General features: G+C 61.6%; 11 protein-coding genes, 1 tRNA gene and 1 pseudogene. 6 read left to right on the top strand and 7 right to left on the bottom strand.

Annotated elements, in window-relative coordinates; genetic code table 11:
- The first annotated feature begins 40 nt into the window (after positions 1–40).
- Together DV706_RS17065 and DV706_RS17060 are read left to right on the top strand one after the other, a co-directional pair.
- Positions 41–115 (top strand) — tRNA-Val (locus DV706_RS17065).
- Between the two features lie 251 nt (positions 116–366).
- A complete protein-coding gene (locus DV706_RS17060) occupies positions 367–1275 on the top strand; it encodes an AEC family transporter (RefSeq protein WP_006067692.1) in 909 nt (302 codons plus the stop codon).
- A 53-nt stretch (positions 1276–1328) separates the two neighbouring features.
- On the opposite strand, the gene DV706_RS17055 is transcribed toward DV706_RS17060, so the two are convergent.
- From DV706_RS17055 to DV706_RS17040, 4 genes are all read right to left on the bottom strand, one after another.
- Positions 1329–2138 (bottom strand): hypothetical protein, encoded by an 810-nt coding sequence (locus DV706_RS17055; RefSeq protein ID WP_006067693.1) that lies wholly within the window; start codon positions 2136–2138, stop codon positions 1329–1331.
- Between the two features lie 105 nt (positions 2139–2243).
- Positions 2244–3035 (bottom strand): YihY/virulence factor BrkB family protein, encoded by a 792-nt coding sequence (locus tag DV706_RS17050; RefSeq protein ID WP_006067694.1) that lies wholly within the window; start codon positions 3033–3035, stop codon positions 2244–2246.
- Between the two features lie 84 nt (positions 3036–3119).
- Positions 3120–3899, bottom strand: coding sequence for a CAP domain-containing protein (locus tag DV706_RS17045; protein WP_006067695.1), 780 nt, complete (start codon positions 3897–3899; stop codon positions 3120–3122).
- Between the two features lie 84 nt (positions 3900–3983).
- Entirely contained in the window at positions 3984–4286 is a 303-nt protein-coding gene (locus DV706_RS17040) for a lycopene cyclase domain-containing protein (RefSeq protein WP_006067696.1), read from the bottom strand.
- Between the two features lie 103 nt (positions 4287–4389).
- Here DV706_RS17040 and DV706_RS17035 point away from each other — a divergent pair, with 103 nt between their 5' ends.
- Positions 4390–5547: a CBS domain-containing protein gene (locus DV706_RS17035; protein WP_006067697.1), complete on the top strand. Its 1158-nt coding sequence runs from the start codon at positions 4390–4392 to the stop codon at positions 5545–5547.
- Positions 5548–5569: 22 nt separating this feature from the next.
- Here the strand turns inward: DV706_RS17035 and DV706_RS17030 are convergent.
- Positions 5570–7773: pseudogene (locus tag DV706_RS17030) on the bottom strand (beta-glucosidase).
- Positions 7774–7830: 57 nt separating this feature from the next.
- Positions 7831–8538: a DNA repair and recombination protein RadB gene (gene radB / locus DV706_RS17025; RefSeq protein ID WP_006067698.1), complete on the bottom strand. Its 708-nt coding sequence runs from the start codon at positions 8536–8538 to the stop codon at positions 7831–7833.
- Between the two features lie 120 nt (positions 8539–8658).
- Here radB and DV706_RS17020 point away from each other — a divergent pair, with 120 nt between their 5' ends.
- A complete protein-coding gene (locus DV706_RS17020) occupies positions 8659–9435 on the top strand; it encodes a hypothetical protein (protein WP_006067699.1) in 777 nt (258 codons plus the stop codon).
- A 172-nt stretch (positions 9436–9607) separates the two neighbouring features.
- On the opposite strand, the gene DV706_RS17015 is transcribed toward DV706_RS17020, so the two are convergent.
- Positions 9608–11044, bottom strand: coding sequence for a hypothetical protein (locus DV706_RS17015; RefSeq protein WP_006067700.1), 1437 nt, complete (start codon positions 11042–11044; stop codon positions 9608–9610).
- A gap of 994 nt (positions 11045–12038) precedes the next feature.
- Between DV706_RS17015 and DV706_RS17010 the strand changes: the two genes are divergently transcribed.
- Positions 12039–12389: a hypothetical protein gene (locus DV706_RS17010; protein WP_006067701.1), complete on the top strand. Its 351-nt coding sequence runs from the start codon at positions 12039–12041 to the stop codon at positions 12387–12389.
- 8 nt (positions 12390–12397) lie between these two features.
- Positions 12398–12754, top strand: coding sequence for a hypothetical protein (locus tag DV706_RS17005; RefSeq protein ID WP_006067702.1), 357 nt, complete (start codon positions 12398–12400; stop codon positions 12752–12754).
- The last annotated feature ends 173 nt before the right edge of the window (positions 12755–12927 follow it).

Genomic DNA, 12927 nt, shown 5'->3' with positions numbered 1-12927 from the left:
AGACAAGGTGGCGACGGACGCCACGAAAGCGAAACCAGGCGGGTTGGTGGTCTAGTCTGGTTATGACACCTCCTTGACATGGAGGAGGCCGGCAGTTCAAATCTGCCCCAACCCATTTCTGACGGAACAATAACCGACAAGCGACGCGAGTCGTTTGGTTTGAAAATATTCTGCAGTTCGAATCAGACGAGTTACACACCGCGACCAACCGCGAGCACGTCTCGAGAGGAGGCAAACCTGTGCGATTTGATTTCGGCTTCGAAGACGGTTCCGCTGTAGTGCGTCGCTTCTTTCGAGTCCTGTCACATACACCCATACTCTGTCGCAACCGAACGGTAGAAACGTGCGAGTCGACTCGAGCCGTGTATGGAGGTACTCGGCCGGCTGGTGGCGTTGCTCGTCGTCTTGCTGCTTGGGACCGGACTGCGAGCCTCCGGTGTTCTCACTGCCGGCCGGACGGCACGACTGAACGCTGTTGCTTACTACATCGCGCTGCCGGCGCTGCTGTTCGTTTCCACGTACGATCAGGCGATTGGCCAACTCCTCTCGCCGGCGCTGTTTCTGGGTCTTCTCTTCGTGTTGTTTACGACGGTGGGGATTGCGTGGCTCGTCCACCGCAACCGGGACTCGAAGGGCCGCCAGAGCGTGGCCGTCATCCAGTCGTATCACTCGAACATCGGTTATCTCGGCGTGCCGCTTATTGCGGCGACGTTCGACCCGGCGGTAACGGCGATCGCGAGTGTGATTCTCGGGGTCGTGACGCTGGCCCAACTACCGCTGTCGGTGCTGATTTTGTCGACGCTCAACGGTGCTGATGCGGCGCTTGGCCCCAAACTGCGAGGGTTGGCGAAAAATCCCGTGTTGCTCTCGTTGCTCGTTGGACTCACGGTTGGGTCGGTCGGCCTCACGGTTCCCAGCCCTGCCGCAACCGGACTCGACGCAGTCGGCTCGCTGGCGCTGCCGCTGGCACTGCTTTGTGTCGGGGCCTCGCTCGAGATCGATCTGCCGGCGATCGATTACGGTGCGACCGGGTCCGTTGTCGCGCTGAAAATCGTCTGTATGCCAGCGCTCGCGTGGGTCGTCTTCTCCGCGCTAGCTGTCGATACGGCGACGTTTACTGCGGCTGTCGTGATGTTCGCCACGCCGACTGCGGTCTCGACGTTCGTCTTCGCCGCCGAACTCGGCGGTGACACGGAGTTTGCGTCACTGAACGTCTTCGTCACGACGCTCGTCTCGATGGGGTCGTTGTTTCTGCTGATTTCGCTGGTCGGGTGACGAAACACGAACTGCCAGACCGCCCACGGCGATGAGAGCTGCTGAGAGGCGGCCTATCCACCGAAGAACCGCTTGATACGGCCAACGAATCCGACTGCTTCGTCCTGCGTGTCGTCCTCGTCACTCGAGTCGTCCTCGTCGCGGTCGATCGAACCGGCGAGCGGCCCGGCGTCATCGCCGAGGTCGGCCGTTGTCGACTCGCTCCCGCTGTTCGAGGATGTCGACTGTGCCTGCGTCGCCTCGAGGTCATCCATCGAGAGCTCGATTTCGTCGACTGCTGGTGTCGCCTCCCGTCCCGTCCCCGCTTCGGCGGCCCGGACGTCCGCGCCGGTGACGGTGCCGTCTTCGATTCGGGCCGCGAGTTCCTCGAGCGAGGTGTCATCGTCAAGATCCGTGTCGTCGGGGATCGCCGTTGCCGCCGCATCGATGGCTGCCGCGGAGTCGGCATCAGTGGTCCCGGTGTCGTCGGGAGCTGGTTCGGTCGGTGTTGGTGCCGTGTCCGTCGAGTCGCTAGGCGTCGACTCGGCGCGGTCACCGTGTTCTCCCGTGGCGGCCGACTGACTGCTGTCCTCGCTGGCGTCGTCGCTGTCGACTGTGTCGGCCGCTGGAATGTCGGTTTCGTCGAACTCGGTCGTCACGGGCTCGGCCGTATCGGTCGTCGTACCGTCGGCTGCGTTGCTCGAGTCGTCAGCCGCCGATTTCGTCTCGTCGAGCGAAGCGAGGATGTCGTCGACGCTTTGCTCGGAGACGACGCGTTGTGGGCCGCCGCCGGGTTCGAGCGTCTCGCTCGAGTCGCTGTCAGCGTCGGTTGACTCACTCGAGTCGGCTCCAGACTCGTCAGAGGAGGGCTGCTCGTCGCTCATTGTGCACGTCTGTCCCTGCCGAGACTATAACTGTTCCCCAGTGGGATTGTCTCGACGCCCGACCGAAACCGGAAACGAAGGTGGCTTTGAGAGTAGACTGCCGGTTTAGGCTGGCTCTTCGGCCAGCGTTGGTTTCGAAAGCACGACGTTGAGCACGGCACCGAAGAGGATCAACATGCCGGCGAAGTAGAGCCAGGTCACGAAGAGCAACACGGCGCCGACTGCACCGTAGGCCTGATACTGACCGGCGTTGGCGGCATAGAGCTGAAACCCGACCTGAAGAATCGTCCAGCCGACAGCGGCGAAGACAGCACCGGGAAGGATGTCGATGACTGTGACTGGAATCGGTGGCAACACGTAGTAGATCGGCACGAAGACGAGGATAAGCCCGACCAGCAGCGTGATCCAGCTCAACAGACCAGCAAACGGCACGAAGTCGGCGGCGAGTCCGAGGATCGTTCCGATCACGATCATCAACACGATCGCACCTACGCCCGCGACGATTACGGTGAGGCCGTCTTTGATCTGATCGATCAGGGAATCCTCGGCGACCTCGTCGTAGACCTTATCGAACGCGAGGCTGAGACCGCGAAAGACCTTGAGCGCACCCCACGTGGCGACGGCTAGTGCGACGACGGTCGCCTCTGCGCGTCCGGATTCGGTCGTCAACGCGCTGGTGACGAGGTCCTCGCCCGCTTCGGGAAGGAAGTCGCCGGCGACGAGAATGAGCCGTTCGGCCGCGTCCTCACCGCCGAGCAACGAGCCGACGACGAGCGCAAGCAAGACGAGCGGAATCAACGAGACGAACGCGTAGTAGGCGAAGCCGGCCGCAAGGAAAGAGAGGTCGCGGTCGTTTGCCGTCCGATAAACCGACCTGAGCGTCTCAGACACGTCCATACGGGATCGAAGACGGCCACCACTAAAGGTCTGTCAGTCGGCCACAGTTTCTGTCTTCCAGTGCAGTCTCGACACCACCCGGCCTCACCACTCGACACAGAAGTTGTGTGATGCGTAGACTGCCCCGTCGTCGTCGATGTAGACGCCGACGCCGCCTCGATCCCAGGTCGGCGAGTCGCCTTCCTCGAGAATGGCTTGTCGGTGTGGAGTGGAGTTCATCCACTGATCGACGAGGCCGGTTGCAAGCGCCTCTGCGGACTGATAGTGGGCGGTGTCGTCGCCCCCAGGGGCTCCAACGGGGCGGTCGACCCACGTCTGGGCGATGTTCTCACCGTAGCCCCGACAGTAGTCGTCGACGTCGGTAAAACGCTCCATCGGCTCCTCGCCGTCGGGGTTGACGTGATCGAAGTACTCCCGATCGGCCATATCGTAGCTGTGGGCGCGGGCGACGGAGGCAACCGTGCCATCCCACTCGAGAGCCTCGAGACCGTGGTCGGCCCGACGGTCGTTGACTTCGGCGTGGACGAAGTCCTCGACAGTTTCCGACTCAACCGTCTCGACGTCGGTTTCGTAGGCCGACTGGTTCGGGTCGGCCGGATCAGTAACTGCAGGATTGCGCTCACCCGTCGGTGGTGGCTCCGAACTCGGAGCGGGGAGCGACTCAGTGTCGGTGCTGTTGGGGACGGTAAACTCATCACCGTCGATGCCGAGGTCCTCGAGGACAGTCGGTGCGAACATCGCGGTTCCGAAAGCGAGTGCCCCGATCAGGGCGACGAAGACGAAAAATCGCAACAGTGTCCGGATGACACCACGGTCAGCACTGTCGCTTTCGCTCGAGTCGTCTCCGGGACGGCGTCTTCCCATCGGCTATTGGAACGGGTGGGCGAAATAAGACGCTCGTGGTTGGTTGCAGCCACTGATAGGCGACCCATGCAGCGACGACGGTGGTTAGTCGCCGCCAAAAATCGTCTCGTGGAAGCCGATTACGAGCCCGGGAACGACCGCCATAAACAGATGCTCCTCGAGTGGAATCCCTGCGATATCGATCCCGGTTCGCAGTTTGATATCGAAGACGCCGACGGCGAGCGTGTAGCGATCCCAGACGTAGGCGATAGGATACAGTGCGAGGATCGTGATGGCGGCTTTTCGGAGCGCGTCTGCACGCCGGAGCAACAGGACGGCGATGGCACCCCAGAACAGCTCTGTCGCGAGATAGGTGTACCGACCGAGGACACTGATGTCGGGAATCATACTGTATGTACAATGGCCAGGCCAAAAACATCCGGCTTGAACCCACCCAGCTAGAACGTGCGGTATGTTCAAAACCCCGGCGTGAGTATACGCGGATAGAACGATGAATATCGCTGATATCGCCACCACGGAATATATCGAAGTCGACGTTGGTACACGCATGGGGAAGGTCCGTTCGACCTTTGACAACGGCAACCCCAAGGGAATTATTGTCACCGATGACGGTGAGTACGAGGGCGTCATCAGCGAACGAGAGGTTCTCCAGTCCCACGTAGAGGACGACGCCAAGGTGTCGGCACTGATCAAACCCAGCCGGAACTCGCCGGCACCCAAAGTCGACCGGAACGAAGACGTTCGGGAGACCGCACGCGTCCTGATCGAGAGCAACTCGAAGGTCGCGCCGGTGTTCGAAAACGGGGAACTCTGGGGTGTCATCAGCGGCGACGCAATCCTCGAGGCCGTCCTCGAGAACCTCGACACGCTCACCGTCGCGGACGTTTACTCGGACGATCCGGTTACGCTCGCGGAAGACGATGGGATCGGCAAGGCGATCAACCACCTCCGAGAGCACGGAATCTCCCGTCTGCCCGTCGTCAACGAGAACGGCTACCTCTCCGGCGTTGTCACGACCCACGATATCGCTGACTTCGCCATCCGAAAGAATCACACGACGACGACCGGCGACCGCGTCGGCGACTCCCAGCGACTGCTCGATGTCCCAATCTACGACATCATGGCCAGCCCCGTCGCGACGACGACACTCGACACGACGGCCAAAGAGGCTGTCGAGCAGATGCTCGAGCAGGATTACGCTGGCCTGATGGTCACGCCCGAGGACGACGACCGCGTCGTTATCGGCGTCGTCACCAAGACGGACGTGCTGCGTGCGCTGACGTTCACCGAAGAAGAGCATATGGACGTCCAGATCACCAACATCTCGATGCTCGATACGATCACTCGAGAGTCGATCGTCCAGAGCATCGAGCAGGTCTCTGATAAGTACGCCGACATGCAGGTGATGCACGCCCACGTGCGCTTCCACGAGCACAACGAGACGCTCCGTGGCACCCCGCTCGTCCAGTGTCAGGTCCGCCTGCGGACGAACAAAGGCCAGGTCGCCGGCACCGGCGAAGGCTACGGCGCGGAGAACGCCTTCCGCGTTGCCATCGACAAACTCGAGCGCAACGTTTTAGAGATCAAAGGCATCACGAGCGACGAGGAGTACCGCGGTCAGCTCCTGCGCAAGCTGAACGAGCTGTAACGGGACTGGCTGCGACTGATTCTCAGTCTCCTCGCTCGACCTCGAGACTGACCGTTTTGTGTACGTCTCGAGCCGAGCGAGCCACCTCCACGGTGTACGTGCCGGGATCGACCGTCCACCCTCGATCGAGGTCGTAGCGACCGAGCGCACGTGACTCGAGGCCGAGGTCAACGGTCCGCGCCTCGCCGGCCTCGAGTGCAATCGATTCGAACCCTGCGAGTTCACGTGTTGGACGCTCGACCGGCGACGATTCCGGCGGCCGGACGTACGCCTGTACGACCTCGCGACCGGGTCGGTCGGCGACGTTTTCGACGGTCACATGAACCGTCCGCCCGTCGACGACCGTCGCGTCTCGATACGAAACGTCCGCGTAGGTGTGGCCGTGTCCGAACGGATACGTCGGCTCCGCATCGACGCCGTCGGCGTCGAAGTGGCGATAGCCAATGAACACGCCTTCCTCGTACTGTGCCTCGCCGTCCACGCCGGGATACCGTCGCTGCTCGCTCGCAGGGTAGGCTACCTCGGGCGCGAACGTCACAGGTAGCCGTCCCGACGGATCGCGGTCGCCGTACAGCACCGAGGCGATCGCCGCGCCATCCGCCTGTCCCGGATACCACGCCTCGAGGATCGCATCGACATCGTCACGCCACGGGAGTTCGACAGGACCGCTCGAGGCGACTACGACCACCGTCTCGTCCGCCGCGGCGGCGACCGCCTCGACCAGTTCGTCCTGCTCGCCGGGTAATCGAAGCGAGTCGCGGTCTTTGGCCTCCGTCGTCCTGTCGCGGACGAAGACGACGGCGACGGCGGCGTCTCGAGCCGCCTCGACGGCTGCGTCGACGCTCGGTTCGGCTGCGTCGACACCGACCGGCTCCGCGGTGGTTGTCTCGTCCTCGGCAGCTGACTCGGCTTTGCCGTCACCGACGAACGGCAACACGTCGAACAGCGAGAGGGCCGGAACCGTGTCGACGCCACGGGCGACCGTGACCGTTCCATCGGCGCGCGCGCGCGGATTCCCTCCGCTGGGCTTGTCGATTGGAACGGCGTCGTCTCGGAGGACCCTCCGCCACCGAGTGTCGCCTCGTGGACGTTCGGCCCGATGACGGCGACGTCCGTCTCCTCTGCGAGCGGGAGCACGCCGTCGTTCTCGAGCAAGACGGTTCCGCGTGCGGCGAGTCGCTCGGCGAGGCGGCGGTGGGCTGGCGTGTCGAGTGCACCCTCTCGCTCGAGTGAGGCGGCGCCGGTATCGGTGGCGGGATCCTCGAGGTGACCGATTCGCTCGCGTTGCCCGAGGAGTCGCCGAACCATGTCCTCGAGTCGGTCAGGCTGGACCTCCCCAGCGTCGATGGCGGCCGCGAGCGGGTCGCCGAACAGTCCCGCGCGGGTTCCGTCGGGGAGCCCACTCATGATCTCGGCGGCTTCGCCCTCGAACTCATCCGGTGAGGGCCACTGGTCGTCCGACTCGTCGCCGGCTGCGACGCCCGGCATCTCGAGATCCAGTCCGGCGGTCGCTGCGCCGACAGTACTTTTGGTGCCGTACCAGTCCGAGACGACGTAGCCGTCGAACCCCCACTCGTCTTTGAGCACGTCGCCGACGAGGCGGGTGTGATCGCTCATGCGCATGCCGTTGACCCGATTATAGGCCGTCATTACGGAGCCAACACCGGCTTCGACGGCGGCCCGAAACGGTCGCAGGTACAGTTCGCGAAGCGTTCGCTCGTCGACCTCGCTGCTGACGCTCACGCGGTCGGTTTCCTGATTGTTCGCGACGTAGTGTTTGACCGTCGCGATCACGTCCTCGTCGTGGATTCCAGTGACGGCACCGACGGCGAGTCTCGAGGCCACCACCGGATCCTCGGAGTAGTATTCGAAGTTTCGGCCACAGTGTGGCACCCGAATCAGGTTCGCCCCAGGCGCAAGCAGCGCGTCCTGGCCGAGCGCTCGTGCCTCTCGGGCCATCGCTGCCCCCTTCTCGCGCGCGAGGTCGGGATCGAACGTCGCTGCGACGGCAATCGGGGCCGGAAACGCCGTCGCTCGCTTTCTTTCGGCTCGAACCCCGAGTGGGCCGTCGACCAGCCGATACTCGGAAATCCCGAGTCGCTCGACACCCGGGAGATACCCCGTCGCCGTCCCCTCTGGATCGTCCATCCCGCGAACCAGCTGTAGCTTCTCCTCGCGAGTCAACTCCGTCAGTAACTGTTCGACGCGGGCAGACGAATCGTGCATGCTACCGTGTCCAGACCGATACCGGGTAACTGTTCGGGAGGTGGCTACCGAGAGCAGTCAGCGCCGTGGCGATTCGGCACCGCCCTCGAGGCCGCGATCCGTAATGCGGAACTGGACCGACTCGCCGGCCGGCTTCGACCGGTGTTTCTCGAGGGTCGCCCGCCGCTTCCCGCCGCGGAATCGCTCGAGTCGGAGGACGACGCCGGTCCAGTGCTCGAGTGTGTTTCCACCGAGCGCGCGCGTGCGATCGGCGTCGGGGTCCGAAAAGACCTGGTTCGTGAGCACGACCGCCAGATTGTGTTTGCGTGCCAGTGAGAGGAGATGGGTAACCTGCCGGGCAACGCTGCGCAGCGCCTCGCCTTCGTCACCGTCTGCGGTTCGCTCGAGGCGATAAAAGCCGGTCGCGCTGTCGAGGACGATCAGATCGGCCTGCTGGGCGAACCCCTCGGCGTCGCGGACGGCTTCGGACTGCTCGTCGAAATCGAGCGCGTCCTCGATGACGATGCGGGAGGCGACGGCTTCGACGTCTTCGTCGTCGACGTGGGCCGACAGCAGTTGCTGAAAGCGGTCAACGGAAACACCTTCGGTATCGATGTAGACGGCAGTACCTCCGGCGACGGCCGTTTCGACGGCTGCGGACAGCGCCAGGTTCGTCTTGCCCGCGGCTGGCGGGCCGTATAGCTGCGTGACGGTCCCACGTTCGAACCCCCCGCCGAGCAACTCGTCGACCGGGCGACAGCCGGTTGAGATCGCCTCGTCGTTCACAGGTTGAGTTGGCAGGTTACGTGCAAAAAGGCCCCGAAACCGGCTGGTCGAGTCGCACCCGGAGACCGTCGCCGACCGAGTTCGTGTACGTTTATTCACGCTCGCGTCGAAGGCGACGATGTGATCGTCGTCGCCACTGAAGATTTCGAAGTGTACCACGGCGTCGTCACCGAACTCCGCGAGCGCGGGACCGAGTTCACGACCGTCGAACCCGACACGGGGGTACCGGACCACACCACGGTCGTTATTACTGGCCCCGAGCACGCCGACGCGTTCGAATCCGTGACGACGATCGTCGCGGAGCCGGATGCGCCCAGACGCGCCGTCGATCAGGCGCTCGCTGCGGCTCGAGGGAACGGTGGCCGCACAGTCATCGGTGTCGACCCGGGCCGCAACCCCGGGATCGCCGTCCTTGCAGGCGAGATGGTCGTCGCCGCCTTTCAGGTGCCACTGGCCAACGCGGTCGACGTGATTCAACGCGAAGCCGCCGACGCCACCTCACCGATCGTCCGCATCGGTGATGGCTCGCGTCTCCAGGGGTCGAAACTGGTCAACGACCTCGAGGACGTCCCGGTCGAACTCGTCGACGAGACGGGAACGACACCCTATCTCGGGACGGGCGCGCGAGGGATGGGTGATGTGCTCGCAGCCGTCAATATCGCTCGCCTCGAGGGCGAACCCGTCGAGACACGCGAGATCGATCCGACGGCGGGCGAGCTTCAGGCGATCAAGGACCGCTCGCGCGAACAGAGCGAGAACAACCGGGCGATCGATGAACTGCTTGCCCGGCGGGTCGCCACGGGAGAGTTAACGATCGACGAAGCGCTCGCGGAACATCGAAACAACGGCAGTGGCGGCCACGCTGACTCCCACGGGTCGGGAGCAACGGATGAGTAACGACGTGGACGTAGGGGTCGGGACAGGCGTCATCGACAGCTTCTGCGACCGTCGTCAGTTGTGACTCGTCTCGAGTGGATATCACGACGTCCGCCAACATACCGCAAGTTATCCCGAAATGACAGCCATCCACGGTCGCGATAAAGAGGAAAACAGTCGGCCGAAGCAGTGATTACGCGCCGATTCCGACGTTTGTCGCGGAAACTGCACCGAACTGGATGTTCTGGTTCTCTTGCATGGAGATCTGTGTGGTGTCTGCACTGCCACCGTCTTCAGCCACCGCGATTGCAGCATGCTGTTCGTTGATGTTCTGCTGGCTCACGAACTGGACCTGCTCGATTGCAGCCGTTGCATCCTGCGTGACGTCGCTCGTCTGCTCCGCGCTGGTGTCGTAGTCGTATGACATGCCCGGCGCGTCTTCGACATCGTCGCCGCCGACGGTGACGGTCGTGCTCGAGGTCTGCATGTCGCCATCGTACAGGTAGCCTGGTGATGCGTACACGTTGAGCGCATCAGCGTAGCCGATCTGGGCGTTGTAGTTGCGCTGGTCGGCCATCTGGACGGCGGTGGCTTCACTGTCGTCTGTCGCGATTGCCATCGCCGTGTTCTGAAGGTTGACGTTCAGCTGTTCAACGCTCTGTTCCTGGTCAACACCGGCTGTTGCGGACTGGTCATCTTTGTCCTTCTTGTCGTGTTTCGGCATCTCGGTGTCGACGACGCTGCTGCCGCCGTCGGCACTTGCGGTCGCGACGTTCATGCCGCCCATCGACGCGAAGAGGTTTTCGGCACTCGCAGAGCCGATCTGTTCGTTGAGGTTGGTCTGATCAGTCACCTGGATCGCCGTTGCGGTGCTGTTCTCGCCGACGGCGATGGCGACAGCGCCAGCCTGTTCGTTAATATTAGCCTGTTCGACTGCTTGCTCTTGGGCCAGCAAGGAACTCGCGTCCTGTTCTGCGTACTCACCGCCACCAACGTAGACGTTGGATGCGTTCGCAGCTCCCTCCTGTCGGTTCTCGTTGTACTGCGTGGTTTGCTGGAGGGCGGTTGCGTCACTGTTGTTGTGTGCGAACGCGAACGCGGTGCTCTGTTCGTTGTAGTTCTGCTGTCCCACGTCTTGGCTCTGGAGGACGCTCGCTTCTGCTGACTGGCTGATCGTCGTCTTGTCACCCTTCTTGTCGGCGACGCCCCAGCCATCGAACTGCTTGTCGTCACCGTTACCGAGCACGAGATGGACGTTTCCGACGTTCTCGAACTGCGTCTCGTGGCTGTGAGCGACCTCGTTTTCGGCGGACGCCTCACCAGTCTGTGCGTTGGCGTTGAGCTGGTTGGCTTCCTGAACTGCGGTTGCCTCACCACCGTCGATAGCGATGGAAACCGCCTCGCCTTGCTCGTTGATGTTCACCTGATCGACATCCTGGTGCTGGATGACTTCGGTGTCAGAAACCTGGTCTGCAGCGTGTTCTTCGACGTACTCTTCGAGTGACTTCTCGCCGAGGTCAGCGCCGAAGACCAGATACAGGTCTTCGCCGTCCTCGAGCGCGTGCACTGCCTGGTTGGTTGCGTCGCCGTTGTCGCCGGCCATCGCCGCGGGAGCGCCGGCGGCGAGCATTGATATGGCAACGATACATGCCATTAAAACTGTCGTATACCGTGATCGTTTCGTCGGTGAGTCTGTCATGTGTTCTGTATTGAATTTCGCGAGTGTCTTTTTTGCTGAGTCTATTCGACGCAAACAGTCATAGCCGAATGATAGACTTTGTTATCAACAGGTTGGAGACCGTATGAGTTAGCCTACTGATTGGAACGGACCTACTTTTCCGAGAAATCGGCACCTAAAACCGGCTGCTGTCGGGCGGTTTCGGTGTTCGACGGAGCAATCCGGGTTCGCGGGCCACGATCGAGCATCGGCCGACACGTCGCCGACACTGATCGTCGATTACGGCGATGGTGATTCGCGCCGTCGTTTCACCGACGAAATACGGGACTACCGATTGACTCGAAACCAGCGATCGGTTCGGTATCGGTCGCTCGAGTCGCGACTGCCGGTGGGAAGGAACTGATACCAGCGCCGCGACGACTACTACCGTATAGATCGGCAACTGACGGACGCGATCACAACGCGATATCGTTCGCCGCTACTGCGGTCGACACGAATACTGCACGGACCGCTGTCCGTATCAACGACGGTGTTTCGACGGATGGCGTTCGGTTCTGCTCCCTCTTTCACGTTTACTGATCGTTCCGTTACTGCTGATTATTGCGACCGATAACTGGGTGTTTCACCGGTCTTACACCTTCGATTTCCGGGACGGCGCGGAATCAATTTGAGTTGACAGTCAACGAGCAGAGAAAATGTATACCTCGATATAAGATTTTTTTCTCGAGTAAGGGTTCTCATCCGCCGATTCTTACAGATCACAATATCGGCTGTACGCCGAAAGCGTTCTACGGTTTAATACAGAACCCAGGTGTTGCCACGACTGGGCAACACGGCGCATTGGCGCTCGAGAACGCCGAATTTGCACGCTGAGCGACGCAAATCGGTGGGCAGGTAGAGCTGGACTCGAGCGTTCACGCGTGTGGTGCCCGGACAATCCATAACAATGAAACGCGCACTCGCGATGCTACTGACGGTCGCAATGGTCGGCAGCCTCATGTTCATGGGGTTCGCCGGAACAGCAGCTGCACAGGATCAGAGCGCAGACCAGGATGCTGATATCAAACAGGGTGCCTCTGCCACGAACGCGCAGAGCCAGTATGTGGGTCAGGAAAATGTCAACGCCGGTGATGAAATAAACATCGCCTATGCTGACGATGACGGTGACGCTACCGCGGGCAGCTCTGTGACACAGTCCAACGACAACTCACAGACTGCTGACGCTACCGCCACTAACACTGCGGACATCAACCAGAGCATCAACCAAGACTTCGAGGACGACTTCCCGTTCTTCTAAACTGAACCATGAAACGCACACTCGCAATCACGCTGACGGTCGCATTGATCGGTAGCCTCATGTTCATGGGGTTCGCCGGAACAGCAGCTGCAGATGACCAGAGCGCAGACCAGGATGCGAGCGTCAGTCAGTACGCTGACGCAAATAACTACCAGGATCAGAAAGTCGCCCAGTCGAACTACAACGTAGGTGACGAGCTGAACATCGCCGTCGCTGATGATGGTAGCGCAGATGCGGGCAGTAGCGTCGACCAATCGAACTCGAACTCCCAGTCCGCTACCGCCGAGGCTACGAATAATGCCACCGTGAGCCAGGACATCGAGCAGTCGTACGAAGATGACTTCTTCGGCGGTATCTTCAGCTAAGATACCATAGTCGGACGACTTCGAATTACACCTGATTATTTTTACACTCCATATCTGTACAGATCGCAGTCTCCAGTACTCAAACGGCTGATTTGAGTGAAAATGTAGCCGTCGTAGTTAGCGACCAATAAGTTGGTTTCGGCTTCGGTGGCAGTGTTTTCACTTTCAACGGC

Source organism: Natronorubrum bangense, from assembly GCF_004799645.1.
GTDB lineage: Archaea > Halobacteriota > Halobacteria > Halobacteriales > Natrialbaceae > Natronorubrum > Natronorubrum bangense.
Note: the sequence above shows the minus strand (reverse complement) of the source record. Positions and strands in the feature narration are given on the sequence as shown.

Excerpts from the sequence above, each read along its gene's own strand:
- DV706_RS17045 (WP_006067695.1), bottom strand. The coding sequence starts at position 3,899 with ATGGGAAGACGCCGTCCCGGAGACGACTCGAGCGAAAGCGACAGTGCT.
- DV706_RS17010 (WP_006067701.1), top strand. The coding sequence starts at position 12,039 with ATGAAACGCGCACTCGCGATGCTACTGACGGTCGCAATGGTCGGCAGC.
- DV706_RS17060 (WP_006067692.1), top strand. The coding sequence starts at position 367 with ATGGAGGTACTCGGCCGGCTGGTGGCGTTGCTCGTCGTCTTGCTGCTT.
- DV706_RS17005 (WP_006067702.1), top strand. The coding sequence starts at position 12,398 with ATGAAACGCACACTCGCAATCACGCTGACGGTCGCATTGATCGGTAGC.
- DV706_RS17040 (WP_006067696.1), bottom strand. The coding sequence starts at position 4,286 with ATGATTCCCGACATCAGTGTCCTCGGTCGGTACACCTATCTCGCGACA.
- DV706_RS17015 (WP_006067700.1), bottom strand. The coding sequence starts at position 11,044 with ATGCTCGCCGCCGGCGCTCCCGCGGCGATGGCCGGCGACAACGGCGAC.
- DV706_RS17055 (WP_006067693.1), bottom strand. The coding sequence starts at position 2,138 with ATGAGCGACGAGCAGCCCTCCTCTGACGAGTCTGGAGCCGACTCGAGT.
- DV706_RS17050 (WP_006067694.1), bottom strand. The coding sequence starts at position 3,035 with ATGGACGTGTCTGAGACGCTCAGGTCGGTTTATCGGACGGCAAACGAC.
- DV706_RS17035 (WP_006067697.1), top strand. The coding sequence starts at position 4,390 with ATGAATATCGCTGATATCGCCACCACGGAATATATCGAAGTCGACGTT.